We start from the raw sequence: 25,333 nt of genomic DNA, 5'->3' as shown, positions 1-25,333 counted from the left end.
CAAGTGACCTACTGGAGGTGGAAACCCGAGAAGGTTCGCACGAACGGTAGTGTGGTCCCGAACACTGATCGTTGATCCAATCTGACTGTACGGAGGCACCGGTGAAGCAGCATGGCGGTCCCGCTGGCGGCGCTCAGCCGCCGCTCCACGTCTCGTCCGCGATAGCCCGAAGCGTCGCCGAGACGGCCGTCGACTCCATCAACGGCATCCGGACCCGACTGTCCCGGGACCCGGACGTCAACGACGCGCAGCATCTGGTCCCCGGGCCGCGCACGAACGAGGAGCAAGTCGCGCTGCTGCACGACGAGTACACCCCCGATCCCGGCCACCGGCCGCCGGCGGGGGTCCCGGGGGCCACCGAGTTCTGGGAGAGCACGGCCCGGGCCGCCCGCGAACAGGTCTTCACCGACATCCGTGCCGGATTGACGGCCTTCAGCGCCTCCGCGGCCATGGACATCGAACTCGTCGGCGCGAAAGGTGACACCGACGACCAGATCGCGCTCGTCCGCCAATGCGTGCTGGACGACCGGCCGGTGGTCTCGGTCTCCTTCACCGGCTCGCTCAGTGACCTGCTGATCGCCGGCAATCATCGCGCGATGTCGCTGTCCATCCTCGTCAAGGTGCCCGGCGCGCAGCTCACCGCCGCCGTCGCCACCGCCCAATCCGGCCTCACCGCGGACTGCTCCTCCGCCTACCGGCTCCGCCTGCCCGAGGGGGAGTGGGAGGAGCTGAGCGAGGACACCAGTCGGCAGCCCGCCGGGCAGGGCTACATCGTTCTGCCCCGGCGGATGCGCCGCTTCGAATCCGTCCTCGAGGAGTACTACCCCCACATCGAGTACGTGCACGACACCTGCTCGGCGATCACCGAGGCCCTCCTCAGCCACAACGTCCCAGTGGCCATGCACTACTCCGGCACGGTGCTCGACTCCGCCATCGTCCTCGTCGCAGCAGCGCACGGGCTCGCTGTACGGCCCCTAGCCGACGGCGGACGGATGCTGCCGCCATGGAAAGGCTCGCAGCTGCTCATGAACGCCCTCAAGGAGGGCGCGGACATCCCCGACCTCATCGTCGCGCGCGACGAGATGACGGCGAAGACCCTCGACCAGCGCCTGGTCCGCGGCCGCCGTGTCCGGCCCTGACACTTCTCGGCGCCGCACCCGGCGGCGCCGAGCCCGGCCCCAGCACTACCGCAGTACCCCTGTCCCCCCGAAACTGAAGGACCCGCACGTGAACGACTCCGAGAGCAACGAGCCCACCGCCCCCCTGAGCCTCGTCCCACCCGACTCTCCATGGTTTCGAAAGGTCGGGATCCGTATCCCAGTCCTGCCTCCGCGCATCCGCCAGCGCATCTACGGAGCCGTGGCACCGACCGCGATCGTGACCGTCGGCGTCCTGTACTTCACCGGCCAGTTGACCTCACGCCGTGACGTCGCTGTCGCACTCATCCTGACCGCCTTCATTGTCGTGCTCGGTGCGACGCACACCATCGCCCGCGCAGTCGCCGGCAAGGCCGCCATCCACGAAGCGCTGCCCAGGGACGGCGCCACGGCGAGGAGGAAGGCAGGCTGAACTGCAGGACCGTCCGCCCCCCTCAGAGCGAGGGCCGCCGCACCCGCTATACCCGGTGCGCCCGGCCCTCTCTCACGGCCGCAGGGCCCCGAAGACGCGGAGCGTGCTTCGTCCAGCAATCGGGCTACATCCGTTCGCAGCGGTGCGACGGGCGATCATGCGCCGGAGCCTGCGTGCCAGCTACCGGGTGCGGCTGTGGGGCCAGCTCGTTGAGGGACGCACAGACTTTGGAGCGGTGACGACGCGCGCGGTGTGACGGAGAGGAGCTCCAGCCTTCGCTCGTCCGGTCTCGATAGCGGGCTGTCGCACTCCATCGCGACCGAAATGCTGAAACAGCTGGTCCGGCAGGCCCGGAACGGGAGAGGACATGGCCACCTCGCGGATGAAGCAGGCTGACTGATCTGGCGACCCTCGACGCCGAGAGCGTGTGCGCAGCCGCTGCCCCTCGCTCATGACCGTCGTGACTCACATCTGGGCGCATCCACGGGTAGCAGTCCCGGCCCAATGCCCAGCGGGTGGGCTCGATTCCGGAGCGCACGTTCAATGCGCGCATGCAGATGAGTTGTGCGTCATTGCAGCCAGCGACCCCTGAGTGATGCCTGTTCCAGTAGGGCAGGCTGCCACGGCTTCTCCGGCCAAATAGCTTCTCGGCCAGTCAAGGCTTTGGCTTCTCTTGGCGTGTTCGCCTGACAAATAGAACCCTCGGTCCAGATATGGAATCAATCGGGTGGTTGCTTCAGCCGTTTTGAGCCGCCTCAGCGGGGCTGAGGAGGAGCTGTCGACTATAGGACCGGGTGAGCTAGACAGAGGTGAAGCATTCGCCGTGGGGGAGGCGCGCTGGACGCCGTACCGCCATGTCCGGCGTCTGCAACAGCCCACTTGAGGGGACAAGAGTGCGTACTGGTAGACGACTCCTTGCCGTCACTGCAGCCGTCCTGGGCCTTACTGCCCTGGTGACGCCAGTGGCGGGAGCGGCAAACAGTCCTGTGTACAGCACAACACCTGTGCAGATAATTGATGCTGAGCATCCGTTACCTGAAATCGGCAGCACCATCCCGACCGCAGAAATTCACCGGCGAAGCCGTGGGAACACGAATCCGCCAGCACCGGCCCAATTGACCGAGCACGGGGAGCAGGTAGGCCTTCGGACGGGTGCCACCTACGAGTCGAGCCCCGAGGACGTGCCCCCGCCGGGGGAGGAAACCCGCAAAGTGTGGGACGACATCTCCGACTGCTGGCAGGAACTGGGAGGACAGCCCGGTGAAAAGGTGATCAACCATTTCCGCTTCTGCAGCATGCGGAAAATGGGCTACAACACGATCGACCAGAACGGCAAAGTCGTCGGACGCGTGAACTTCACACAGACCACGTTCGGCGTCGCCCCCACGGATGACCGCGCCGCGTACTTCACCACCAGCCTGGACAACTTCGCTCTCACGGGGGCCGTCACGGACGGCTTCCTCGCCGTTGGCGTCGGCGCGAGCGGATACACCGGCTCCGACGGCAGCAACAAGCCGTGCGAGGTCGACGACAACGCAATCAACCCGACCAAGCTGTCCGAGTGGAAAGACACCAGCCGCACGGCACTCCACTGGGTCACTCAGAACAAGGCCGACGGCTACGGGCGGGACCATCTCTCCCGGTGTGGAGTGGCGACCTCGGTCAAGAACAGCACCGGGAACTGGGTAACGGTCATGCAGACCGGCATCAGAATCGACTCGGCCAGCTACCTCAGCGGCCCTGTCGGACAAGCCGTGTTCGACCGCGTCGTGCCGGTCATGACGTACAGCCGGACCAACCCCAACAACGGCGATGTCGGCAAGCACATCTACACCGCACAGACCAACCCGGGAGCCACCGATCCGAAGGTGCCGGGCAAGGCCATCCCCGGCTCCATCGCCAGCAAGAAGACACTGAGCCGGCTCTACGAAGAGTGGGACGCCGCCGCCAAGGCCCAGCGTGCGAAGAACGAATCGGCGAAGAACACCGCTTGCGCCCCGATCCGCCCCACCCCCTCCACCGGACTGGACTGCGACGAGTACCCCTTCGGCTCGACGTGGGAAGGCGCCGGACGCGGAGACAAGAACTTCTCTGTGAAGTACCTGAACGCCTCACAGAACCGGTCGGCCGGCGCACTGTTGGGAAACTGGTACTCCAATGACCGCATCCTGCACCGCGACAGGTTCTACGTGACCATCCTCTAGGACCTGGATTCTTCTAGCCTGGAGCCCCGGTCGGTGTCACCGGCCGGGGCTCGGCCACACCCGGATGTCATACTGCTCCGGCTCGTCGGCAGACCGTCGCCACACTTTGACCTCGTAGGCCCCGCCATCCGGCAGCACCAGCACCGGCCCGGGCTCGCGGCCCTCCACATTGACCAGCATCAGTTCACGCTCAGGCACTTCGATTCGGCACGTACCGAGGTACGCCCCGACGCCATCGGGCGGAGCCTCGTCCCATACCGACAATGCAGCGCCGATCAGCGCCCGCGACGCCCGGGTGGGCACACCCGCCGCCGTGCCGTGACCGGAAACGGTGTCGCCCTGCGGGATGGCGGACTCCACATCACCACGGTCACCCCCCTCGGCGAGAACCCAGAACTGGCTGTACGAGACGGTGAGCTCGTCGAACGCAACGTCCCAGGGCTGGCGATCAGGAAACAAGTCCTCGCCGAAGGTGCTAGGTGACTCCATGGCTGCCACCGTAGCCAGCACGGCAGCCCAGGAAAAGTGAGCTCTGCGCCACGCGAGTTTCCGCGAGAAACGCGCAGAGCCGGATTCCTTTGTCGGCCGAGGTCGCAAGTCTCCACACCAGTGCAACGGGCCACCATGCCCTGGCCGGTGTCGGACAGAACGCAGGAGGGCATCCTCCAGGTTCACGTCAGAGGAGTCTTTACCTACGCTGAGTGATATCTGAAGTTCCGCTCAAGTGGCTCCGGACGCGGGCTGGATGGGGTGGGTAGGGGAACTGGGTCGATTGAGGGAAGAACCTTCGATCTGAAGAGCCTGTTCGGTGAGGCCACATACGACATCGAGTACTACCAGCGGGAGTACGCCTGGTCGGCCGACGATGTCCGCACCCTGGTCTCCGATCTGTTCGACGCGTTCGGACGTCTCGAGAAGGAAGGGCGCCTCCATCACAGGGATGCGGAAGGCTTCTTCCTCGGCCCGTTCGTCTACATCCAGCAGTCCCGCCGCATGCGCTTCCTCGTCGACGGGCAGCAGCGCTTTACCACCGTGCATCTACTGTTCCTGCACCTGCTCCAGGCAGCCCGGGGCTGGGGACAACAGGACGTCGTGAGCAAGCTGGACCGAGTGATCACTGACTTCGGCCGCGGAGACCGCCCGCAGTTCCGCCTCGACATCGAAGAGCGCCAGGACGCACTCGAAGCCCTCTACCGGGAGCGGCCCTACGAACTGCCCGCCGGAGCTTCACTGTCGGTCCGCAACCTGTACGACCGCAGCCGGCAGATCGGGGACCTTGTCGAAGAGCTCCTGGAGGCGGAGCGCTGCCAGGCTTTCGTCGACTGGCTGCTGACCAAGGTCGTCATGGTCGGCATCCGGGCTCCCAGCCGAGACAGCGGCTTTCGCATCTTCGAGTCGATGAACGACCGTGGCGCCCGCCTCACCCCGGTGGACCTGGTCAAGAGCTTCCTGCTCTCTCACGCCCGAAGCGGCGAGGAGAAGCTCAACGAAGCCTGGCGGCGCATGCTTGCCGAACTCACCAGCGTCCGCGGAGACGCCGACGCGCCCCGCAAGTTCCTCAAGTCCGCCTTCCTGGCCGGCTACGCCACTCTGGACGCAGAGACGTCGGACAGCGAGGACATCGACGCCGCGCTGAACATCTGGGTCCGCAAGAACAAAGCCCGGATCGGACTGCACCAGCCCGACGACTACATCCGCTTCGTTGAAGACCTGATCCGCCTCGCTGTGCACCACAGGATGTTCCTGCACGCCTGCCAGCAGCCCTACGGCGACCACGGCCTCTCCGCCCTCTTCTACAACGAGGCCAACGGGCTGACCAACCAGATGGCGCTCATCCTGGCAGCCATCCAGCCCCACGACACCGACACCGAGGCGAAGACCAAAGCCGCCCTGGCCGCGAACTACCTCGACCGCCTCTACGTCGAGCGCATCCTCAACGACGAACCCGTCCAGGCCAAAGACTTCCAGGACGATATCCATCGACTCATACCCCGGCTGCGCAAGTGCGCCACCGCCGAGGATGTCGCCGGACTCCTTTCCCCTCTGCTCCCCACCGGAGCCTTCGAACAGATCACCACGTTCGGGATGCGCGGCAACAACAAGGCCCAAGTCCGCTACCTCCTGGCTCTTCCGGGCGACGATGAACAAGGAACCGTCCAACGTCGTCGCGGCACACGATCGTTGCGACGCGATGCAGGCAGCCCCGACGGATCGCCTCGGCTCGGTCAACGACTCCCAAGCGCCCGGTCCTGCTCGTCGACTCGCTCAACCAGTTCACTCATGAGCCACACGATGCCAGGGGCTGCTCGGGGCGCAGCCAACGGGCTCTCACGCTAGCTCGCGGCACCGGCGACGCCGCGACGGCGAGTGCTGACAACACATCACGGCCACCGTGGTGCTGCCCGTACCAGGTCATCAACATCGAACAGAGCCGCAGCCGGGTGCCTCCTGAAGTGGTGAACATCTGCTGTCCGTTCTCGGGTTCTGGCCCAACTTCTGTGGAGCGGTGACGCTCAGTGTTGGTGAAGGCCGCCGTGCATGGTGCATGTGGCGGCCCTGTGCTCCCGAAGCTGCGGCGAAGTGACAAGTAGCTCTCTGTAGCGAATGACAGGCCCGCGAGCGGCCGGTCGATCAGCGGGGCAGGATGCGCATTACTGCCTCGCGTTCGCCGCTGAGCCGCAGGCCTTGCTGTACTGCGGCGCTCAGATCGAGGTCGCCGAGCAGGGTGGCGGCCAGCAGGTGCGGCGGTCCGGTCAGTGACGCGGTGGGGTGGTCGACCCGGCCGGCGTGTGTGTGCACCGAGCCGTCCTTGACTTCGATGACCAGGTCTTCGTTGCCGTCGGCGTGCAGTTGCAGGGCGATTGCCGGCTGGTCGGGGCGGTGGTCGGTCAGTGCCCGGGCGGGCATGTCCAGCCAGTGGGTGCGGAAGGTGTCGTTGCCGCCCGGCTCACGCAACAGCGGCACGCCCCACCGGCTCAGTTCCTGCAGCACCGGCTCCAGCGTGCGGCCACGCTCGGTGAGGGAGAACAGGGTGGTGGCCACCGGCGGCGGGGCGGCCTCGCGGTGGATCAGGCCGGCTTCCTCGAGTTCGCGGAGCCGGTCGACCAGCAGGTTGCTGGCGATCCCGGGCAGCCCGTTGCGCAGGTCGGTGTGCCGGCAAGGACCCAGGGCGAGCAGTTCGCGGACGATCAGCAGGGTCCATCGGTCGCCGATGGTGTCCAGTGCTTTCGCGATGCCGCAGTACTGCCCGTAGGTGCGCATGCCACCACTCTACATCGCGGCGTTGAGATTCAAAACTCTCTTGTTGACTTTCTCAACAACGTCGGTCTAGCGTCGCTGCCCATGACCCCCACCCTTTCCGTGCGTCGGCTGGCCTGGGCCGGCATCGAGATCCGTCTCGGCGACACCCGCCTGCTGATCGACCCGCTCGAGAACGTCGCTCCGCTGGCGCCGGTGATGGGGCCGCCGCACCGGCCGGTTGACCCGGTCGATACACCGCCCGGCACCCACGCCCTCATCACCCACCTGCACCCCGACCACTTCGACCACGACCTGATCGCCCGGATCGCGGCCACCGGCACGATCGGCTGCCACACCCCCAGCGCGGCGGCGCTGCACGAGGTGGGCATCACCCCCGTCGCCCAGGACCTGGGCCAGTCACGCCGCATCGGAGAGCTGACCGTCACCCCGGTGACCTCGCTGGACTGGCGCGGCAACGACTGTGACCAGGTCGCCTGGGTCGTCGAAGGTACCGGTCGGCGGGTCATCCACTGCGGCGACACCCAGTGGCACGGCAGCTGGTGGCAGATCGCCCGCGACCACGGCCCGTTCGACGTTGCGTTCGTCCCGGTCAACGGCGTCATCGCCCACTTCGAGGGCTACGCGGCCAACGTCCCGGCGACCATGACCCCCGAGCAGGGCGTCGAGGCCGCCGTCGCACTCGGATCCGGCACCGTCTGTGCCATGCACTACGGCCTGTTCCACAACCCGCCGTTCTACACCGAACAACCCGACATCGAGCAGCGCTTCCAGCACGCCGCCGACGAGCGCGGCATCACCGCGGCCATCGTCGCCGACGGCCAGCCCGTCCTTTGACCATCAGAAACAAGGAGCAACACATGAAGATCGTCCTGTTCGGTGCCAGCGGCAACATCGGCCGGCCCACCACCGAGGAACTACTGCGTCGCGGCCACACCGTCACCGCGGTCACCCGAGCCGGCCACATCGACGGACTCAAGCACAAGGCCCTGACCGTGACCACCGGTGACGTCACCGACCCCGCGGCGGTCGCCAGCCTCGCCGCCTCCCACGACGCCGTGCTCTCGGCCGTCGGCCCCCGGATCGGCCAGGAAAGCGACCGCGCCACGATCGTCGGTGCCGCCCGTGCGCTGATCGACGGACTCCGCCGAGCCGGCGTCACCCGCCTGGTCACCATCGGCGGTGCCGGTAGCCTACGCACGCCGACCGGCGCCCGGGTCATGGACGACCCGGACTTCCCCGCGCTGTGGAAGGCCAACGCCGAGGCCCAGTCCGAAGCGCTCGACCTCTACCGCGGCATGCACGACCTCGACTGGACGTACGTGTCGCCCGCCGCAGTCATCGGAGCGGGCGAGCGGACCGGGGCCTACCGCAGCGCCGGGGACACCCTGATCACCGACGACGACGGCAACAGCCGCATCTCGTACGCCGACTACGCGATCGCCTTGGCCGACACGATCGAGAGCGGCACCGCGATCCGCCGCCGCATCACCGTGGCGTACTGAGCCATGAGCAACGACGCCGCCGGCCGGCAAACCCGATTCATCGTCCTGCTCGCAGCGCTCGTGGCCCTGGGACCACTGTCCATCGACGGCTACCTGCCCGGACTGCCGGACCTCGCCGGCGACCTGCGCGCCAACGCCGCGGCCACCCAGCTCACCATCACCGCCTGCCTGGCCGGGCTGGCCATCGGGCAGCTGATCGCCGGGCCGCTGAGCGACACCTACGGCCGGCGGCGTCCGTTGCTGGCGGGCCTCGCCCTCTACACGATCGCCAGCGCGCTCTGCGCGGTGGCGCCCGACGTCCGGACCTTCGTCGGCCTACGCCTGGTCCAGGGCATCGGCGGGGCGTTCGGCATCGTCATCGCCAACGCCATGGTCCGCGACCGCACCTCCGGAACCCGCACCGCACGTCTCTTCTCCGCACTGACCTTGATCACCGGCCTGGCGCCGGTGTTCGCGCCGGTCCTCGGCGGCCAGCTACTGCGCGTCACGGCCTGGCCGGGGATCTTCGTGGGCCAGGCCGTACTCGGCGCCGTGATGCTGGCGGCCTCCGCCGCAGGACTGCCGGAGACCCGGTCCTCCGCGTCACGCCAGCCGCTGCTGGCTGTCGTCGGGCAGCTGCTCAGCGACCGGGTCTTCACCGGGTACGTCCTGGCCAACGGCCTGGTCTTCGCGGCGATGTTCGCCTACATCTCCGGCTCGCCGTTCGTCCTGCAGGAAATCCACGGCCTGTCACCGCAGCAGTACAGCGCCGTGTTCGCCGTCAACGCCGCCGGACTCATTGCGGCCGCCCAGATCAGCGGCCGGCTGGTGGCCCGGGCCGGCGCCCGCGTGCTGCTGCTCGCCGGTCTGCTGGGCGCGACAGCCGGTGGCACCACGGTCCTGGGCGCGGTGCTGACACGGGCACCCCTGCCCGCGCTCCTGATCGGCCTGTTCGTCCTGGTCTCCAGCGTGGGCCTCGTCATGCCGAACGCCGCGGCCCAGGCCCTGGCCGACCACGGCGGACACGCCGGGTCGGCCGCCGCTCTGCTCGGCTTCAGCCAGTTCATGATCGGCGGGGCACTTGCTCCGCTGGCCGGCGCGGGTGGCGCCACCGACGCCTTGCCGATGGGAATCATCGTCGCCGTGCTGCCGGCGCTCGCTCTGCTCACACTCGGCGTCCTCACCCGGTCGATGCCCGGTGAGCGCACTCGCAGGCCGGCTCGCCAAGGACCTGCCGGGCACCGGCGGCCGCGCCGGCACATCGATCGCAGACGCGGCAAGGTCCACTAGCAGCTGAAGGGTCGGTGGCCCAACGTCGCGAACCGCGCCTGCCTGGCACACCCTCCGCCAGGCCGAAGTTTGCCGCGCGGTGGATAGAACACCACCGGCATTCGCCACTCGGCTCCCCCGATCGCTCCGTCGTCCCAGCCGGGCGTTCCAGGGAGGAACTGTTTCCCCAGCTCACAGCCCGTTCCAGCATTCCGCCTTCCCCATTGTCCCGGCTGGCTGGCCTGTGATCACCCGGCCCCCACAAGCTGTGGAGAGCGCCACCACTTCCGGAGGCCACATGCGAACACGCTTCTGCGTCACCGACGTTGCCGCGGTCGCCGTACTGATCGCCTGCATCGCAGTCCTGGTCGCAGTGATCGACCGTCACTGACGGCACTACCCACACGTATCGAAGGAACCGATTCACGATGCGCACCATGCCTACCGCTCGCACCACCCGTACCGCCTCCGCCGCAGCCCTCCTCGCAACCGTCTCCCTGACGGCCTGCCAGGGCAGCAACACGGCCCAGCCCCCCACCCCGGCCGCCTCCTCCACGCCGTCCGCGTCCCCCAAGGGCCGGACCCCCACCGCCGACCAGAGCTCACCGAAGGCAGAGGGCGACAACACCGGCCATGCCATCGCCACCAAGAGCCCCGTATCCGGTGCCCCCGGCGCCTGTACCGCCGAAGCGACCAAGATCGTGGCCACCGAGGTGAACCGCCCGGTCAACCACATGCTGCTCACCGTCACCAACAAGGGTGCGCGGGCCTGCGACATCTACGCGGCGCCGATGCTGCGCTTCGACGACGAGCAGGCCGCCACGCAGACGATCGAGGAGAGCAAGCCGCAGGCTGTCGCGACCCTCGCCCCGGGGCGGTCCGCCTACGCAGCCGTGCGGCTCAGCAGCGCGGTCGGCGACGAAGCGCACGGATACAAGCCCAGGCGGCTCATGGTGCACTTCACATCCCGCGACGGTTCCGGTTCCGTCGGCAAGCCCAACCCGCTGACGCTCCCGGCAGACGCCTTCAAGGACGACAGCGCCGCCGTGACCTACTGGCAGACCTCCATGTCGGACGCGCTGTCCTATTGACAAGACGCGAGCACGCGAGCCGCAGGCTGTGCGCGCTGGGGCTCAGGCGCGGCGCGCCCACAGCCTGAAGCTTCCGGCCCAGGGCATCCACGTCGACGATGCGCTACGCGTCGCGCACTCCATCAAGGGGGAAGTTCCAGAACGCCGCGAAGATCGGCGACTGGCTGACGATGGCGCGCGAATGCAAGATGACGGCAGCAGGAAACCCGGGTGTGATAGCGCGCAACGTCCGCAACGCGCTTCTCTTCACACTCGCAGGCTGGATGGCCGCTCCCCGGCCCGGTGACTTCAGTCAACTCGCCCGGTTCGTACCGAGGTCTTCTGCGGCCGTGAAGCGGGTTTCACACCCAGCACGCCCAGGCGGCGCTGCTGCTCGATGTTCAGGCGCGTCAAGTCCCGCGCTTGCCTCGCCAGCCAGCGGCCGATGTCGTCACCGCGGTAGGTGACGCCAGGCAGGATCTCCTCCAGTGTCCCCGCCGGCCTCCTGAAGGGCACGCAGGCCGGTGTGGTGGCGCTGCCAGTCGACAGTCCAGCCCAACTGCCCGGGGTTCCAGTCCGGATCGATCGCCGCGAGCTGCTCGCCGCGCAGCGCTGCGCGATCGGGGTCCTTGCCCAGACCTCCGGGCCGCCTGAGGTTGGTGAGCCATTGCCCCACGGGCTTGTCCATCGCGGTCGCGTGGCGGGGCGCGGCCAAGGTACTGGCCTCTGCGTAGTACGCGCGGGCCGCAGCGAGGTTCTCTTCGAACTGGGCATCAGCGGTGTCCCAGATCATGTCGAGCTCCTCCAGCTCGTCCGCCCGGGTGCTGGGCATGGTCCCGGCCCTGTACGCCCGCCTCAGCCACCCACCGCTATTCCATCCCATTCGAGCATTCGAGTTTCCCCAGTTCACAGCCGGTGCGAACGTTCGAGCCTCCCTGATGGCCCCCCGGCAGGTCTGGCCGTGGGACGAAGCTCGGCACAAGCTGCGGTCACCCAGCACGCCGCCGACGACCGGCCGGACGGTGTGCCGAGTAATGCACCTGTAACGAAACGGATCAGCCATGTCTGCCTTCATTGACCGTCGCCGTACCGGCCTGCTCGCGGCCGCCTCCGCCGCGTTAGACGCGCAGTTCACCGCGGCGGAGAAGGCCGCGACCGGCGTGCTCGCGGTCGAGCGCAACCGGTTGGTCCGACTCGCAGGCGCCACTGAGGGCCTGAAGCGGCGACCGGAGGTGAAAGCCGGGCACTGGCGGGGATCAGCGGCCACGTCACCGACCTCGACGCCAGGGCCGACTTCGTCATCGATGCCTGTCGCAGGCCTGTGCCGGGTCGAGAAGTCGTTCCGGACGGCCGAATCCGGCCCGGCCGTCGGACCTATTCACCACCACATGCGCGGCACGGTCGAGGCACACCGGACGCTCGTGCCGCCGCTCTGTCAGTCTCCTGCCGGCTCCGAGCCGCCGACCGGTCCATCACGGAGTTCGGGGAGACTCTGCATCTTCATCGCACGATCGAGATCCGGACCGGCGAACTCACCGTCCTACTGTCCGAGGACACGACGCTCAACAAGATCCACCGCGGAGTGAGTGCTCACCAACATGGCTCAAATCGGGCAGCGTGAAGGAGGGACGTATGTGTGGAAGTGATCACGCAACAGGCCCAGCAGAGGTGGCGGAAGTCTGTGAACGGGGACTGAAGGCCTACGAGTCCGCGATATACGAGGAGGGCTTCTCCGGGGACATCCCCGAGTGCGTACTGGGGCTCGGCCTGCTGCGCTCCGACCCTGAGCTGGCCGGAAACTTCCTCGCGGTCTCCCCGGACGTCGCCTACGCCAACGCCGCGCGGCCCATCGAACGCACGATAGAGAGCCATCAGAACGCATTAGCAGATGTTCTGCTGGCCATCGATGGGATACGCCATATCCACAGGAGGGTTCATCGGCAGCGGGTGGCGCCGGTGGAGACCCTGGATGATCCGGCCATGATCGCTTCCGCGCTGGAGCGGGCCGTCCAGTCGTGCCAGGTGGAGCTGCTCACGGCACAGCCCGGCGGCGGCCGGTCGCCGCAGTTGCTCAGGCAGGCACTGGATCGGGACTTGGAGCTCAACGAGCGGGGCGCCGTGCAGCGGACGCTGTATCAGCACACCGTACGGACGCACGGTCCCACTATGGCCTACGTGGAGCGGGTGACAGAAGCGGGGGCGCAGGTCAGGACACTGGACGAGGTGTTCGATCGGGTCATCATCTGCGACCGGCGAATCGCGTTCATTCCGGGCGAAGGTGACCGCAGAACCTCGGCGCTGACGGTGCAGCACCCGGGTCTGGTGAATCACCTGGCCACCATGTTCGAGTACATGTGGGCGCGTGCCCGGTCCATCGACCCGAAGTCCGTGTCCCAGCGGTCTCCGCTCATCAGCAACGAGATACGCAGCGCGGTACTCCGGCTCATGGTGGACGGTTTCACGGACGAGGCCATCGCCAAACGTCTGGGCATGAGCGTTCGTACTGTGGCGACACACATCAAGAAGACCTCGGACGCACTGGGCAGCCGCAGCCGGCCTCAACTGGCTTATCTCATCGGCACCACCGGCCTGCTTTCCGGCCCGGGCAACTCACTGTCCAAAACGGAGGAGCGGGAAGTGCTGTGACGACAGCGTAAGACGCCCTGGGTCCGCGTCCACGTCCTGGTCCGCGTCCACGCCGCGCACACCGCGCGCGTGGACGCGGACTCCGGAGAGTGTCCGTGGGGAAACAGCCGCTCACACGGCCCCCCGCTGCCCGCGGGCAGCGGCTGTGGGCGACCCGGCCCTCGTCCCCTACCGGTTCCGGCGTCGCGTATACGGCGTGCGGGTTCGGCGGCGGTGGCCGGTGGAGTGGCTGTCCGGTGGTGGTGGCCGGTGGAGTGGCTGTCCGGTGGTGGTGGCCGAGTCCTTCGCGATGCCAAGGACGGTACCCGGAAGGTGAGTTGGTGGATCGTGGAAGTCCTGCCGCGCTGCGGTGGGGCGTCGATGTCGCTCGCGCAGGGGCCCGGAGGCCGACCGGTTCATCGGGGGCCCGGCGCCGGTGGCCTTTGAAGAACCGGTGGGAGCCGCTGCTTCCGGCGCCGGCAGGGCGCCTGGCCCGGAGCAGCCCCGCACACCCGCCTGATATGTCCTAGTTGAAGCAAATGAGTCACCTCTTGTCATTCGTTCATGATTCGGCATTGCAGGTCCTCGCCATTTTCGTATCGGCCACAAGGTCCTCCGCGCCTATATCGTCAACGACGTCACAAGGGGCGAGATGAAGAAATGTGAGAGCTCATGCGTAACCTTATTTCAGCAGCCGGAATCCTCGTGATGGCGATTGCCGCCCTGTCGATGCAGAATTTCCACCAGGAGAACCATCGGCAGGTCCAGGCTGCGAGCAGCGCCTCGGGCGATTCCGCCTGGGGCTGAGAGCTGCTGACGCAATGAGCCGACCCGGCGCGGCGGATGAGCCGGCGGACCGGTCTGCGGAAGGCTTCATGGATGTCGGTTCCGCATTCCCAGCGGGTGCCGGGACGCCGGAAGTCGTGCAGCCGGGCGGAGTGTGCTCACGACGTCCGGGCAGCTCAACTCGAAGCACCAGGCGCTGAGTGCGGTGGACCCGCGGTGCCGGGCCTGCCCGCCGCTTCAGGCGCCCTGCCCCCGGGTTCATTCCGGCCGGAGCGGAGACTCCGGATCAAGTAACAGCACCGACAATCCCGGGGCGAACAAGGAGGAAAGATGCCGACGATCGAGTTCTTCGGCGTACCACGCGAGGAACGGGCCACGCTGGAAAAACGGGTACGCGAACTCCTGGCGGGAGAAGAGTTCCGCGAGGATTGCGTTTTCGTCACCGCGGCGGATTCCCTCGTTCTCGACTGGCAGGGCCGGAGCCGCCCGTTCATCCGCGTCAGCACACGGTCCGAGGAGCGCGCCGACCGCTTCCGGAAACTGCTGCATCACACCTGCGATCTCGAAATCGTCCGTATCGACTTCCAGCCCATGGCCGATGGTTCACCAGATGAGGAACAGCACAATGGATGAGGGATTCGAGCTCCGGCTCATCGAGGCACTGCAGCCCGTCCGTGGCTTCGCGCTGGCGCAGGGCATCTACCACCTGTTCAGCAGCGGTCTGTACGACCGCATCGCGGAGGCTCCGCAGGAGATACCCGCACTGACCGAGTCCCTGGAATTCGACGCGTCGCGCACCAGCGGATTCCTGCAGTATCTCGCCAACGAGAACTACGTGACGCTGAGCGGCGGCACCGTGGCCCTGACGGAGCAGGGGCGCGCCCTCGGCCCGTACCGCCCGTGGTACGAGCTGCTCATCGGCGGCTACGCGGAAACGTTCCAGCAGATCACCGACGTCCTGCGCGGCAAGGGCTACGCGTCCCGCAACGGCAGGCTCGTGGGGATCGGCAGCTGCGGAATGAGCGCGTTCGACGCGCTGCCGCTCGTCCGTGAGCTGATGTCCGACCTCCCGGCCGCGCCGGCCTCCGTCGTGGACCTCGGCTGCGGCGACGGAACCTTCCTCGCCGGCCTGGTCGGCGACTCCGCCACGGTCACCGGCATCGGAGTCGACCCGTTCGCCCCGGAGGAGCAGACAGCCGGCGGGCTGCGCTTCGTCCGCTCCGGCGCCACCGACTACGTCCGCGACACGGTCGCACCGGACGCGGAGCCGGACTCCTCGCGGCTCTGCCTCGCCGCGTTCCTGCTCCAGGAGATCCTGGAGCAGGAAGGCCGGGGCGCGGTGGTGGAACTGGTCCGCTCGGCCCTCCGCCACTCCGGCCACCTCGCCATCGTCGAGGTGGACCACCGCCCCGCCGACCCGCAGGTCATGCGGCACGGCCTCGGTCTGGCCTACTACAACCCGTACTTCCTGCTGCACGTCCTCACCGAACAGAAGCTGGAGACCGACCGGTTCTGGCACGAGCTGTTCCAGGAGGCCGGCGCCTCGGTGGTCTCCCGGCGGGTGGCCGACCCGAGCGTGGACTCCACCGGCCTCGAGATCGGGTATCTGCTGACCCGGCAGGAAGGTGCCGCGCAGTGAGCCTGACGCCGCTGGGGCAGCGCCTCGCGACGGTCGCGGCCTCACCGGAGGAACCGTGGGAGATCCTGGCCGAAAACGTGCCCGCCTGGCCGGATCCGCCCAGCCTGCAGGCGGTCGGCTGGGAACTGGACGCCCAGTACGCCCCGAGCCGGGGCACGGACGAGCTGCTGGAGGCGCTGCGCCTGAGGCAGCGGGAACAGGGCGTCGACGTCGGCGCGGAGTCCCTCCTCGTCACCAACGGCGCCTTCGACGGACTCGGGCTGATCGCCCGTCATCTCTCCGGGAACGCAGTGGGCCGGGCGGTGTGCACAGGCCCCGTCCTGCTGAGCGTCGCCGACCTGCTGCGGTCCGTCGGGCTCGACATGGAGGTGCTGGACTGGCCCGCCCTGGTCGGGGAGTGCTCCTGGACCGCCCTCGGCCCCGGCGATCTGCTCTACGTCAACTCCCCGCACAACCCGACCGGTGTCTGTCTGGACGAGGCAACGGCACGTGACCTGATCGCCGCCCGGCGCCGGCTCGGCTTCACGCTCGTCCTCGACCTGGCCTACGACTCCTTCGTCCAGGACCCCGCGGCCTGCGCCGCACCGCTGGCACTGGTCGAGGACTGGCAAGGCGTCTACGGCCTGAACAGCTTCTCGAAGAACTACGGCGCCCCCGGGCTGCGGGTCGGCTGGATCACCGCCGCTCCGGAGGAGGTCGCCCGGCTCACCGCGCGGATGGAGTGGGAGCGCATCGCCGTGTCGACACGGGCCCAGAACCAAGCTGCCCAGCTGTGCAAACTCGGCAACCAGTCGCTGACGGAGCGGGTGCGGACCGGCCATCGGCTGGTGCTCGACTGGGCGCGGGCGCACGACATGCGGGTCTGCGCCCCGCAGGGCGGTACGCATGTGTGGGTGGACCCCGGGGTGCCCGACGTGGAGACGCTGGCGGACGTGCTGATGGCGGAGCACCGGCTCGTCGTCACCACCGGCGCCCACTACTACCCCGCGGACTCCCGCCACATCCGTGTCCCGACCGGTGTCAACCCCGCTGTCCTCACCCGGTCCCTGGAGACGATCGCCGCCGCCGCCGAGCGGCTGCGCCGTACCGCGGCGGCCGGCTGACCGGCCGCCGGCCGGCAGGATTTCGCGGCGCCGGGCGCAACGGCGTTCCGCATCCGCACCTCCCGGTGGCCTTTGCCTGAATTTGCGAACGCTGCATGTTCCCGCAATGCAGATTGCCCGACCCGGCCATTCCGGCCGCCCGCCCCGGCGCGCGGCTACGGTGAAGCAGAGCCGTCCGAGAGGTGCCCGGACCTGCAACGTGGCCTCATTTGCGATTCATTCCCCTGAATGCACGCCGCATCGGCGCGTCATTCCACGCAGTGATCCTCGACAGTAAGGACAGACCGTGAAGCATCCCGCCCAGCCCGCAGCGCCGGACATCGCCGTCAAGAACTCCGATGGCGAGAAGACCCTGTACATCGACGGGTCGCAAGCCATGCAGGAGTGGGAAGCGCCGCTGATGTGCCGCTCGGCCGAGGTGCTGTGCCGCGACGGAGGCGTATTCCTGGAATGCGGGCTCGGATTCGGCCTCTCCGCCGTGGCGATCGCGGAGCAGCCGAATGTAAAGAAGCACACCGTCGTCGAGGTCTACGACGAGGTGATCCAGGACTTCAAGAAGTCGGCCCCGAATCTCCCCGACAACCTGGAAGTCGTCCACGCGGACTTCTTCGAGTACATCGAGTCGATCCCCACCGGGACCATCGACGGCATCATGCTCGACCCCTGGCTCCCCAAGGCGATGCGGGACGACGCGGAGTGGTGGGACACCCTGATGCGTGAGCAGATCACGCGCGTCCTCGCCCCTGGCGGCCACTTCATGTCGTTCTTCGTGACCGAACCGACGCTCGAGCCGCGCTGGGAGCCGTACTTCGACGAAATCCTGATCGAGCGGCACGCCTACGACAGCTACTCGACCACCAGCTATCTGGAGGGCAGGCCGTCCGGCATCGCCTACCTCCAGCGCTTCACCAACCGTCACTGAATTTAAGGAGGAAGACATGTCGATCCACTTCACCGGAGTCGCTAGCGACGTCGAGGTCAACATCGGCGGCAAGGCGAAGTACCGGGTGCTCGCCGTTTCCTGGGACGACGAGAAGAACCTTCACCGGTACCTGATCATCGCGAAGGAGCGGCCGATCTGGGTGCCGGAGAGCGACGTCACGGCGTTCTTCCCGGCGCCGGTGACCGACTAGCGGCCGGGACCGGAAGCGGGCCGGCCCGTTCTCCCACGGGCCGAGGTCATGACAAGTGCGGCGGGGGTGGTGAGCACGACGCCCCCGCCGCATTCCTGTCTGCGCCCGGTCCGCCGACATGCCCCATTTTTCGGAGACGCTCCGACTCGACGAGGATGACCACCATGTCAAGTTCACCGACCGAGGTATCCACGACACTCTTCACGCCGATCGACGAGGATACCGCCTACGCGGAAGCCGTCGCGCGGTTCCTCGACTCACCGCGACCGGACTCCGTCCCGGTATGGGTGGGCGGCCGCGCCGATCTGCTCTCCGCGATGCAGCTGGCCGCCGGGCTCTACCGCGGCATCGCCCGACCGACGCCGTACGCACGGGGTGTGCTGCTGGGCGGCGGCGAACTCCCGGCGGGGCTGCGGTCCTTGCTCGGACCACTGGCTCTCGAGTGGCTGGACGAGAAGGAGCTGCACGGCGAGCTCCTGGAGAACGGGCCCGCCGGACGGTCACTGCTGGTCGTGGCGGCCTACCCGCAGCTGACCTCGGACCCGGTCATGGAGCTCGTACGGCAGGCCCATCGGAGCGACGGCCGGCAGGTGGGGTTCCTGACCGGCCGGGACGCCGCGTCGCTGGCGTGGTTCACCGCCAAGCAGTTCTGCCGCCCCCGTCCGGACGTCGTCGCGGCAGGCCTGTTCACGTCCACCGACCGTCCGGAAGCGCTCGGAGCGGTCCAGGTCTTCGACGACCGCGCCCTGGAACGCCAGGACATCGGCACCGAGCTGTTGGAGAAGCGGTGGCGACGGCTGCTGCTGCAGGGGCACGGGCGCGACGACTCGGTCAACCTCGCCGACTTCACCGTCTGCGGGCTCAACACCGCGGCGTCCCGCCGCCCGGAACTGCTCGGGCCGCGCTGCGCCTACGGACCCGACTGCTACAAGCCCAACGAGAAGCTGATCCCGCTGAACCGGGTCTCCTCCGTCGAGATCGTGCTGAGCTCGTGCAACAACGGTCCGTTCGCCGATGCCGTGGCCTACGACCCCAAGTACCAGCTGATGCTCAATGCGATCGACGGTGCGGCCAGGGATGTCGTGGCAGCGCCCACCGTGCACGACTCGGCCCGCCCCGAGAACACGACCTGGATGCGAGCGGCGGAGGCGGAGGCACCCTCCGCGGCCAGTCTCAACTCCACGATCTCCGCCGCTCAGCCGGACCCTGCGTACTGGCACTTCGGCATGGCCGACGACCGAGGAAGCGCTCCCGATCCCACGCCGCAGGTTCCCGGCCCTCTGGTGCTGTCCACGTCCTCCCGGCTGACGGCCTACCTCGCCGGCGGCCTCCTTCCGGAGCGGCACGCGTTGCGCCCGCGACTCACCAGGTTCGCGGGCAAGGTGGAGCGCTGGGTGACACGGCAAGCCACGGCCGCGGAGGGCGAGCCGGCCATCCTGCGTGCGCTGTCCGACGATCTCCAGTCGCTCGATCACGCGATCAGCACGCAGATCGCGGAGGACCCGGAAACCGAGTTCACCGACTGCCACGCCTATTTCGGCCAGCGCAGCACCGTCGACCCGGAGTCCGTCTCCGAGGTGCTGTGTCACTGTGGCCGGGCCGCTCGGCAATTCGTGAAGCGGGCCCTGGTCCCCACGGCGCTGGACACGGTCTGCACCGTCTGCATCCGGTGCGGAGACATGGCGTACCGGCTCGTCGGTTCACCCGAGTTGAGCCTCACGACGGAGGAATCGGTGCACACGGGCGGCACGCTGCACGCACGCGTTGGCGTACGGCCGGAACGTCGTGGGCCTGTGAGAATCGGGGTGTTCGTGCCCCGGCACCTGCGCTCGGACTGCACCGTGACTCCGTCCCGGAGCAAGGTCCGGGGGACCGCCGGGCAGTGGCACGAGGCGGAGTTCTCCCTCGCCATCGATGCCGGAGCACACCCGCAGGCGTACTACTTCACGGCATTCGCCGTTCAGGACCTCGGCCTCTCGGTGGCCCGCTGGGACTTCGGTGTCCTTCCCGCCGTGGGGGTGTCGGCGCGCTGAGAGCCGCCCCCGTCGTCGGGCCATCGGCGCGCTGAGCCGTCCCGGAAGCCGGACCGGCTTCCGGGACGATTCCTTGTGCGCACATGTCTTCGTCAGGCCCGGGTACTCACGACTCGCCACGAGGGGGAATCGGCCGGTCCGGTGACATGGACGAGCCGGCCGTCGAAGCCTGCGCCGACGAGCATCCGACAGACCTCGGGCGCGAGACCGTCACCTTCGACGACGAGGACGCGTAAGGCCGCGAAGCCTCCCGCCTCCTTGCGTACCCCGTGATCGAGAGCCGCGACCGGCAGGGCCAGTGCGGTGATGCCCCGCCGGCTCAGCTCTTCCCGCAGGCCCCGTTCGAGCAGACACGTCAGTGACGGCAGAACCACGAGGTGCGCGCCGTGGGCCAGCCCGACCCACAGGGACAGCTGCACGGCGGACAGCGGCACGTCGCCGAAGTATCCGAACCGTTCGCCCTGGAGGGCCGGCGTGCTCTCTTCGCCGGCCCACCCGTCGGCACGGGCGACGATGTACGTGTGGTCCACGATCAGCGCACGGCAGGGTCCGTCGGCTTCCGACGTCGGAGCGACGACACAAGCTGCCGTGGCGAGGCGAGGATGGGGTGCCGAGTGGTACACGGCGGTGTGCGGGCCGGCGTCCGCCAGCGGGATGACGAGGACGCGCGGGCACCGGTGGGCCTTCGGGCGGGGCATGTCCGACAGACAGAGAGTCGCACCGCCCATCCGCATGACCGGTTCGCTCGGGCCGGCCGGATCACAGGTCTCCACCGTCACATAGACGGCCCCCCTCTTGAGTATCCCCAGGACAGCGGCCCAGCTGCCGGACGAGTGGGCCACGCACAGCGCGACCCGGTCACCGGGCGACACACCGTGCAGCCGGAGCAGCCCGGAGACCGCATCGGAGAGCTCGTCCAGTTCCCGGTAGGTCAGCACCCCGTCGGCATCGGTGATCGCGGGCTGGTCCGCGTGCTCCGCCACGGTCCGTGCGAACAGTCCCGGCAGTGTCGTGACTCCGTCGGGGACCGCAGCCGTCGTCATGACTCCACGGGCTCCGTCTCGATCGTGAAGTGCTCCAGCACATTCCGCATCCGCTGCTCGACCTCTGCCGCGGTGCCGCCTGCGACGTGCATGAATCCCGACGACGCATGTGAGGCACGCAGCGGCGTGGCGACGTCCCCGACGGCCAGCTTCAGCTGCACGCTCAGGACCCCTGGCAGCCGCAGCAGTTCCTCCTCGGTGCTGATGCTCACGACCCTTCCCGGCTTCACCGGCAACAGCAGGTCGCCGACGGCTCGGCCCTCCGAATAGCGGAGATCGGGTGTGCGTCCGAGGTAGGTGTCGAGAGTCGCCCGGTGGATGTCGAAGCCGCGGGACAGGCCGTGGTTCGCCAGCACCTCGCAGCCGGTGATCCGTGCGGCGGCCTCGCCCACGCACAGCGTCCCATCGTCCATCAGGAAGCACTCCGCATGGAAGTAGCCGTGATCCAGGCCGAATCCGTCGACCAGGTCCTGGCACACCGACCATACGTCCAGCGGCAGTTCCTCCCCCGGAGCGAACGTGATGTTGGCGTTGATCGCCCCGTCCAGAACGTCCAGGATCGGCACCGGGTTCAGTGACAGGTAGGCGTCCACCACCTTGCCGCCGGTGACGAGCGCACACAGCTGGTACTCCGTGCCGCGGATGTACTCCTCCGCCATCCACCGGCGCTCGGGGGCCAGTTCCGGAACCTCCGCGAGGTCATCCGGTCCGTCGATCCGGTACGTCCCGATGCAGGCGAAGGAGTCCATGGGCTTGACGACGACCGGCCAGCCCTGCTCCTCAGCGAAGAGGGCCACTTCGGCGAGCGTTTCGACCCTACGGTAGGCGGCGCACCGCAGCCCGAGCTCGGCGAACCTGTCCTTCATCACCGTCTTGTGCCGGACCCATGTCACCTGCTGCCTCGTGAGATGCGGCAGGCCAACCGACTCGGCGAACGGCTGGGCCACTTCCTGATGCGGTTCCTGCGGATTGCAGAAGTAGGTGGGCACGTGTTCCAGCGTGTCGATCCACTTCAGGTAGCGCTCCGCCTCTTCGGCGAGGTTCTCGTCCTGGGCGAGGAACACGGGCAGATGCGCGGTGCGGTCCAGGTACTCCTGCGGGAGGTCCTTGACGGCCGAGGCGAAGCGCAGCAGAACGAAGTGCACGTCGTCCTGGTTCAGCACGTTGCGCACGAAGGTGGAGGGCCTACCGTCTACCAGAAGTACTACCGGAAGCGCGGATGTCTCAGGGGCCGATGTCGTCATGAAGGACTCCAGTGGTCATGGGCGGGTTGAGGTACCCGGCTCGGTGACGACCCGGGTGCCGGCCGAGGTCCCGCACGGGGCGGGTGGGCCGGAGGCAGGTGGTGACGTCGACTCACTTCACTCGTCGACCGGTGCCGGGCGGCGCAGGGGCCGACGGCCGTGCACCACCTACCGGTGGTCGATGGAGCGGACCACCGAATTCGATGCGCATTGCGGGAGGAGGAGAGAACGCGTCGTCACCCCCGTTGCTTCTCCTCACTTGTCCGGTTCCAGCGAGGTCGAGGTCGAGACCGAGGCCGAGGCCGAGTCCGTGTCCACGGCGCGGGACGGGCCCGCCTCGGCCACCGCCACCATTCGGTGGCGTACCGCGAAGGCCAGGAGCGTCGCGCAGCAGCCGCTCAGCACCGCCAGGACGAATCCGGCGGACCAGCCGAAGCGGCCGATCAGCACCCCGGCCAGCTGTGATCCCACCGCTCCACCGGCGGTGGTGGCGGTCAGCACCCAGGTGAAGGCCTCGGACACGGTGCCCTGCAACGCGGCTGAGCCGACCAGCTCGTAGAGGATGGCGGTCAGCGGGGCGATCGAGGAGCCCAGAAGCGCCATGGCAACCGCCATCGACCAGGTGTCCCAGGCCGGCAGGGGAGCTGCGGCGGCCAGGGTGAAGGCCACGCAGGCCAGAGGCAGCTGATGGCCCTTCGACGCGGCGAAGGACCGGCTGCCGAACCACAGCCCGCCGATCGCCCCTCCGACGCCCGAGGCGCCGAACAGGAACCCCACATCGCCCGCCGAGCCGTGGTGTTCGGTGAAGGCGGCCAGGGCCAGGTTGAGAACCCCGAGAGACAGCGCGGACAGGGCGATCACAAGAAGCAGGATGAGCAGGGGCCGCGAGCGCAGAGCGCCCAGCAGATCGCGATGCGCGGCGGGCTCGGGCTTCCACTGGCGTGAGGCCTTCGTGGTCGCGAGCCCCAGGCCGCCGAGACCGGCCAGCACGCCGCCCACCACAGTGGCGGTGCCCGCATCACCCAGCATCATCAGCAGGCTGAGCAGCAGCGGGCCCCCGATGACGAAGAGCTCGGCGAGAATGGACTCCAGTGAGTACGCGGTGGAGCGTTCGTCCCGGCTCAGCGGAAGAGTGCTCCACAGTGCCCTGATCACCTGGCTGACCGGGGGGATCGTACCGCCGGCCACGAAGGTCAGCAGCAGCTCCAGGGCCCACGGCCCGGACACCGCGTACACCGATCCGACGAGTGCCAGGGGATGCACGATCGCCGTCAGGACGAGGATCGTCGGCTGGCCGTGCCGGTCGATACGGCGAGCGATCACGGGGCCGATGGTGGCCGTGCCCACGGTGTACGCGGCCAGCACGATTCCGGCCGACGCATAGCCCAGCCCTTCGTCCAGAAGGTGGAGTGTCAGCGAGAGGCTCACGAGATACAGCGGCAGTCTGCCGATCACACCCCACAGCACGGGCTTCTGCACCAAGCGGTGGCGCAGCAGATCTGTGAACCGGGAGACGCCAGTGGACACAGCTATTCCTTAGACGAGGCAGGGGATGCGGTCGGGGAGCGCACGGCGGATTCGGCCCGTTTCCCGTGCCCGGACGGCGCCGGCACAGGGTTGTCGCAGCGGGCATCGCGGGAAGTGGCGGGGTCCGCGCTGGGGGAGGGCTACAGCGCGTCCAGGGTAGCTGCGACTTCCTTGGCCGTCTGGGCTTGTCCGGTCTCGTCCAGCTCCGGGGCCAGGGGCAGGCAGAGCGTGCGCCCGAGCAGTTGACGGGTGGTCCGGAAGTCGTCACGGCTGACGGGCCGGTAGCGCTCCGAGCCGTCGTCGAGGTTCCACGGGAACCCATCGGCGTACACGGATACGCGGTCCCGCACCACGGGGTGCTCCGGCAGGAAGTACTTGTCCAGTGTCCAGCACGGCAGGCCACGGTCGGTGAGTTCGGACAGCGCACGATCCCGCAGCTCGTCGGACTCGAGCTCGATACGGACGCTCACCTTCACGTCCCCGTCGGTCCGTGTCACCTGGCGGATGTCCGGACGGTCGGGCAGCTCCTCGGAGAGCATCCGGTGATGCCGCTCCAGGCTCGCCAGGATTCCGTCGAGGTGCCGGAACTGCTGGAGCTGAACCGCGGCCACCGCCTCGTTGGCGCAGAAGTTCTCACCGTAGAAGGCGCCTTCACGCCAGGCCGGGTACTTGCCGTGCTCCCGGTCGGATCCGTGGTCGTGGTACGAGCGGAGCAGCTCCCAGTCGTCGGGGTCCCGGACGACGACGAGTCCGCCCTCACCCGAGGTGAGCACCTTTGCGTGGTGGAAGCTGAAGGTTCCCGCGTACCCGACCGTTCCTGCGTGGCGGCCGTCGGCGTGCCGTCCGCCCATCGCCTGGGCGGTGTCCTCGATCAGGTAGGGAACGTTCCGGGGGAGAGGCCCGACCATGCCTTCCATATGCGCGACGATCACGCGCTGCGCGTCCCCGGGCAGCAGCGTCGCGTCCAGGGCGAATCGTTCGTCCACGTCCACCGGAACCGGCACGAGACCGCAGGAGAGCACGGCGCCTGCGACGGCGACGAAGGTGACTGCCGGTATGTACACCGGATCGCCCGCGGAGGGCCGGGTGCCCTTGAGCGCAAGACGCAGCGCCTCGGTTCCGTTGTGCACCGCCAGTGCCCTGGCGGCGCCCAGCCGCTCCTGGACCAGTTGCTCCAGCCGGCTGGACACGCTGGCGCCGGAAGAGATGTACCGGAAGAGCGACTTGTCATTGATGGCATGCCGAAGCTCCGGCATCTCGTCCCACTCAAGATAATTCGCCCCATAAGGCAGTTTACGCAGCATAGTGACTCCAAGAAATGGGTGGGGGGCCGCGTCGGCGCGGTA

21 protein-coding genes and 2 pseudogenes are annotated in these 25,333 nt (G+C 68.2%); 15 read left to right on the top strand and 8 right to left on the bottom strand.

What is annotated here, in order from left to right:
• Nucleotides 1-101: 101 nt before the first annotated feature.
• The 3 genes from ACQPWZ_RS00225 (at nucleotide 102) to ACQPWZ_RS00215 (ending at nucleotide 3,773) form a co-directional block, all read left to right on the top strand.
• Nucleotides 102-1,139 (top strand): hypothetical protein, encoded by a 1,038-nt coding sequence (locus tag ACQPWZ_RS00225; RefSeq protein WP_433570186.1) that lies wholly within the window; start codon nucleotides 102-104, stop codon nucleotides 1,137-1,139.
• Nucleotides 1,140-1,359: 220 nt separating this feature from the next.
• The gene (locus ACQPWZ_RS00220) at nucleotides 1,360-1,569 is read left to right on the top strand and encodes a hypothetical protein (protein WP_433570185.1); all 210 of its coding nucleotides are present in this window, start codon (nucleotides 1,360-1,362) and stop codon (nucleotides 1,567-1,569) included.
• Between the two features lie 1,004 nt (nucleotides 1,570-2,573).
• On the top strand, nucleotides 2,574-3,773 hold the full coding sequence (locus tag ACQPWZ_RS00215) for a NucA/NucB deoxyribonuclease domain-containing protein (RefSeq protein WP_433570184.1): 1,200 nt from the start codon (nucleotides 2,574-2,576) through the stop codon (nucleotides 3,771-3,773).
• 36 nt (nucleotides 3,774-3,809) lie between these two features.
• Here ACQPWZ_RS00215 and ACQPWZ_RS00210 read toward each other — a convergent pair whose 3' ends face one another.
• Entirely contained in the window at nucleotides 3,810-4,262 is a 453-nt protein-coding gene (locus ACQPWZ_RS00210) for a hypothetical protein (RefSeq protein WP_405566661.1), read from the bottom strand.
• Nucleotides 4,263-4,523: 261 nt separating this feature from the next.
• Here ACQPWZ_RS00210 and ACQPWZ_RS00205 point away from each other — a divergent pair.
• Nucleotides 4,524-5,216, top strand: a pseudogene (locus tag ACQPWZ_RS00205) (DUF262 domain-containing protein); the annotation flags it as partial.
• A gap of 685 nt (nucleotides 5,217-5,901) precedes the next feature.
• Here the strand turns inward: ACQPWZ_RS00205 and ACQPWZ_RS00200 are convergent.
• Nucleotides 5,902-6,055 (bottom strand): annotated as a pseudogene (locus ACQPWZ_RS00200) (NTP pyrophosphohydrolase); the annotation flags it as partial.
• Nucleotides 6,056-6,404: 349 nt separating this feature from the next.
• Entirely contained in the window at nucleotides 6,405-7,034 is a 630-nt protein-coding gene (locus tag ACQPWZ_RS00195; RefSeq protein WP_405566658.1) for a winged helix-turn-helix transcriptional regulator, read from the bottom strand.
• Between the two features lie 81 nt (nucleotides 7,035-7,115).
• Here ACQPWZ_RS00195 and ACQPWZ_RS00190 point away from each other — a divergent pair, with 81 nt between their 5' ends.
• From ACQPWZ_RS00190 to ACQPWZ_RS00175, 4 genes are all read left to right on the top strand, one after another.
• On the top strand, nucleotides 7,116-7,868 hold the full coding sequence (locus ACQPWZ_RS00190) for an MBL fold metallo-hydrolase (protein ID WP_433570183.1): 753 nt from the start codon (nucleotides 7,116-7,118) through the stop codon (nucleotides 7,866-7,868).
• 23 nt (nucleotides 7,869-7,891) lie between these two features.
• Nucleotides 7,892-8,536: an NAD(P)-dependent oxidoreductase gene (locus ACQPWZ_RS00185; RefSeq protein ID WP_433570182.1), complete on the top strand. Its 645-nt coding sequence runs from the start codon at nucleotides 7,892-7,894 to the stop codon at nucleotides 8,534-8,536.
• Nucleotides 8,537-8,539: 3 nt separating this feature from the next.
• On the top strand, nucleotides 8,540-9,805 hold the full coding sequence (locus ACQPWZ_RS00180) for a multidrug effflux MFS transporter (RefSeq protein WP_433570181.1): 1,266 nt from the start codon (nucleotides 8,540-8,542) through the stop codon (nucleotides 9,803-9,805).
• Nucleotides 9,806-10,221: 416 nt separating this feature from the next.
• Nucleotides 10,222-10,875, top strand: a complete 654-nt coding sequence (locus ACQPWZ_RS00175; RefSeq protein ID WP_433570180.1) for a DUF4232 domain-containing protein — start codon at nucleotides 10,222-10,224, stop codon at nucleotides 10,873-10,875.
• Between the two features lie 430 nt (nucleotides 10,876-11,305).
• On the opposite strand, the gene ACQPWZ_RS00170 is transcribed toward ACQPWZ_RS00175, so the two are convergent.
• Nucleotides 11,306-11,686: a Helicase associated domain protein gene (locus tag ACQPWZ_RS00170; protein ID WP_433570179.1), complete on the bottom strand. Its 381-nt coding sequence runs from the start codon at nucleotides 11,684-11,686 to the stop codon at nucleotides 11,306-11,308.
• An 800-nt stretch (nucleotides 11,687-12,486) separates the two neighbouring features.
• On the opposite strand from ACQPWZ_RS00170, the gene ACQPWZ_RS00165 reads away from it, so the two are divergent.
• The 7 genes from ACQPWZ_RS00165 (at nucleotide 12,487) to ACQPWZ_RS00135 (ending at nucleotide 20,173) form a co-directional block, all read left to right on the top strand.
• Nucleotides 12,487-13,500: a LuxR C-terminal-related transcriptional regulator gene (locus ACQPWZ_RS00165; RefSeq protein WP_433570178.1), complete on the top strand. Its 1,014-nt coding sequence runs from the start codon at nucleotides 12,487-12,489 to the stop codon at nucleotides 13,498-13,500.
• 1,095 nt (nucleotides 13,501-14,595) lie between these two features.
• Nucleotides 14,596-14,898 (top strand): hypothetical protein, encoded by a 303-nt coding sequence (locus ACQPWZ_RS00160; protein WP_433570177.1) that lies wholly within the window; start codon nucleotides 14,596-14,598, stop codon nucleotides 14,896-14,898.
• Entirely contained in the window at nucleotides 14,891-15,904 is a 1,014-nt protein-coding gene (locus ACQPWZ_RS00155) for a 2-ketoarginine methyltransferase (protein ID WP_433570176.1), read from the top strand. Before ACQPWZ_RS00160 ends, ACQPWZ_RS00155 begins: the two co-directional genes overlap by 8 nt.
• The gene (locus ACQPWZ_RS00150; protein WP_433570175.1) at nucleotides 15,901-17,007 is read left to right on the top strand and encodes a beta-methylarginine biosynthesis bifunctional aminotransferase; all 1,107 of its coding nucleotides are present in this window, start codon (nucleotides 15,901-15,903) and stop codon (nucleotides 17,005-17,007) included. The genes ACQPWZ_RS00155 and ACQPWZ_RS00150 overlap by 4 nt, the downstream gene beginning before the upstream one ends.
• Before the next feature lie 286 nt (nucleotides 17,008-17,293).
• Nucleotides 17,294-17,929 carry a class I SAM-dependent methyltransferase gene (locus ACQPWZ_RS00145; protein ID WP_433570174.1) on the top strand — a complete coding sequence of 212 codons (636 nt, stop codon included), beginning with the start codon at nucleotides 17,294-17,296 and terminating at the stop codon, nucleotides 17,927-17,929.
• Nucleotides 17,930-17,945: 16 nt separating this feature from the next.
• A complete protein-coding gene (locus ACQPWZ_RS00140) occupies nucleotides 17,946-18,140 on the top strand; it encodes a hypothetical protein (RefSeq protein WP_327687173.1) in 195 nt (64 codons plus the stop codon).
• Nucleotides 18,141-18,304: 164 nt separating this feature from the next.
• Nucleotides 18,305-20,173: a hypothetical protein gene (locus tag ACQPWZ_RS00135; RefSeq protein ID WP_433570173.1), complete on the top strand. Its 1,869-nt coding sequence runs from the start codon at nucleotides 18,305-18,307 to the stop codon at nucleotides 20,171-20,173.
• Between the two features lie 92 nt (nucleotides 20,174-20,265).
• Here the strand turns inward: ACQPWZ_RS00135 and ACQPWZ_RS00130 are convergent, their stop codons facing one another.
• From ACQPWZ_RS00130 to ACQPWZ_RS00115, 4 genes are all read right to left on the bottom strand, one after another.
• Nucleotides 20,266-21,216, bottom strand: coding sequence for an AMP-binding protein (locus ACQPWZ_RS00130; RefSeq protein WP_405566630.1), 951 nt, complete (start codon nucleotides 21,214-21,216; stop codon nucleotides 20,266-20,268).
• Complete coding sequence (locus ACQPWZ_RS00125) at nucleotides 21,213-22,388, bottom strand: ATP-grasp domain-containing protein (RefSeq protein WP_433570172.1); 1,176 nt, start codon at nucleotides 22,386-22,388, stop codon at nucleotides 21,213-21,215. Before ACQPWZ_RS00125 ends, ACQPWZ_RS00130 begins: the two co-directional genes overlap by 4 nt.
• Nucleotides 22,389-22,715: 327 nt before the next feature.
• Complete coding sequence (locus ACQPWZ_RS00120; protein ID WP_433570171.1) at nucleotides 22,716-23,987, bottom strand: MFS transporter; 1,272 nt, start codon at nucleotides 23,985-23,987, stop codon at nucleotides 22,716-22,718.
• Between the two features lie 140 nt (nucleotides 23,988-24,127).
• Nucleotides 24,128-25,243 carry a DegT/DnrJ/EryC1/StrS family aminotransferase gene (locus tag ACQPWZ_RS00115; protein WP_433570170.1) on the bottom strand — a complete coding sequence of 372 codons (1,116 nt, stop codon included), beginning with the start codon at nucleotides 25,241-25,243 and terminating at the stop codon, nucleotides 24,128-24,130.
• Between the last annotated feature and the right edge of the window lie 90 nt (nucleotides 25,244-25,333).

It is taken from the genome of Streptomyces sp. CA-251247 (genome assembly GCF_050952975.1).
Taxonomy (GTDB): Bacteria; Actinomycetota; Actinomycetes; order Streptomycetales; family Streptomycetaceae; genus Streptomyces; species Streptomyces achmelvichensis.
The sequence above is the reverse complement of the archived record's forward strand: the minus strand, read 5'-3'. Positions and strand labels throughout refer to the sequence as shown.

What these genes read in the sequence shown, in the direction of transcription:
- ACQPWZ_RS00185 (WP_433570182.1), top strand. Translation starts at nt 7,892, where the DNA reads ATGAAGATCGTCCTGTTCGGTGCCAGCGGCAACATCGGCCGGCCCACC.
- ACQPWZ_RS00170 (WP_433570179.1), bottom strand. Translation starts at nt 11,686, where the DNA reads ATGCCCAGCACCCGGGCGGACGAGCTGGAGGAGCTCGACATGATCTGG.
- ACQPWZ_RS00160 (WP_433570177.1), top strand. Translation starts at nt 14,596, where the DNA reads ATGCCGACGATCGAGTTCTTCGGCGTACCACGCGAGGAACGGGCCACG.
- ACQPWZ_RS00195 (WP_405566658.1), bottom strand. Translation starts at nt 7,034, where the DNA reads ATGCGCACCTACGGGCAGTACTGCGGCATCGCGAAAGCACTGGACACC.
- ACQPWZ_RS00155 (WP_433570176.1), top strand. Translation starts at nt 14,891, where the DNA reads ATGGATGAGGGATTCGAGCTCCGGCTCATCGAGGCACTGCAGCCCGTC.
- ACQPWZ_RS00180 (WP_433570181.1), top strand. Translation starts at nt 8,540, where the DNA reads ATGAGCAACGACGCCGCCGGCCGGCAAACCCGATTCATCGTCCTGCTC.
- ACQPWZ_RS00115 (WP_433570170.1), bottom strand. Translation starts at nt 25,243, where the DNA reads ATGCCGGAGCTTCGGCATGCCATCAATGACAAGTCGCTCTTCCGGTAC.
- ACQPWZ_RS00135 (WP_433570173.1), top strand. Translation starts at nt 18,305, where the DNA reads ATGTCAAGTTCACCGACCGAGGTATCCACGACACTCTTCACGCCGATC.
- ACQPWZ_RS00165 (WP_433570178.1), top strand. Translation starts at nt 12,487, where the DNA reads ATGTGTGGAAGTGATCACGCAACAGGCCCAGCAGAGGTGGCGGAAGTC.
- ACQPWZ_RS00175 (WP_433570180.1), top strand. Translation starts at nt 10,222, where the DNA reads ATGCCTACCGCTCGCACCACCCGTACCGCCTCCGCCGCAGCCCTCCTC.
- ACQPWZ_RS00130 (WP_405566630.1), bottom strand. Translation starts at nt 21,216, where the DNA reads ATGACGACGGCTGCGGTCCCCGACGGAGTCACGACACTGCCGGGACTG.
- ACQPWZ_RS00210 (WP_405566661.1), bottom strand. Translation starts at nt 4,262, where the DNA reads ATGGAGTCACCTAGCACCTTCGGCGAGGACTTGTTTCCTGATCGCCAG.
- ACQPWZ_RS00140 (WP_327687173.1), top strand. Translation starts at nt 17,946, where the DNA reads ATGTCGATCCACTTCACCGGAGTCGCTAGCGACGTCGAGGTCAACATC.
- ACQPWZ_RS00190 (WP_433570183.1), top strand. Translation starts at nt 7,116, where the DNA reads ATGACCCCCACCCTTTCCGTGCGTCGGCTGGCCTGGGCCGGCATCGAG.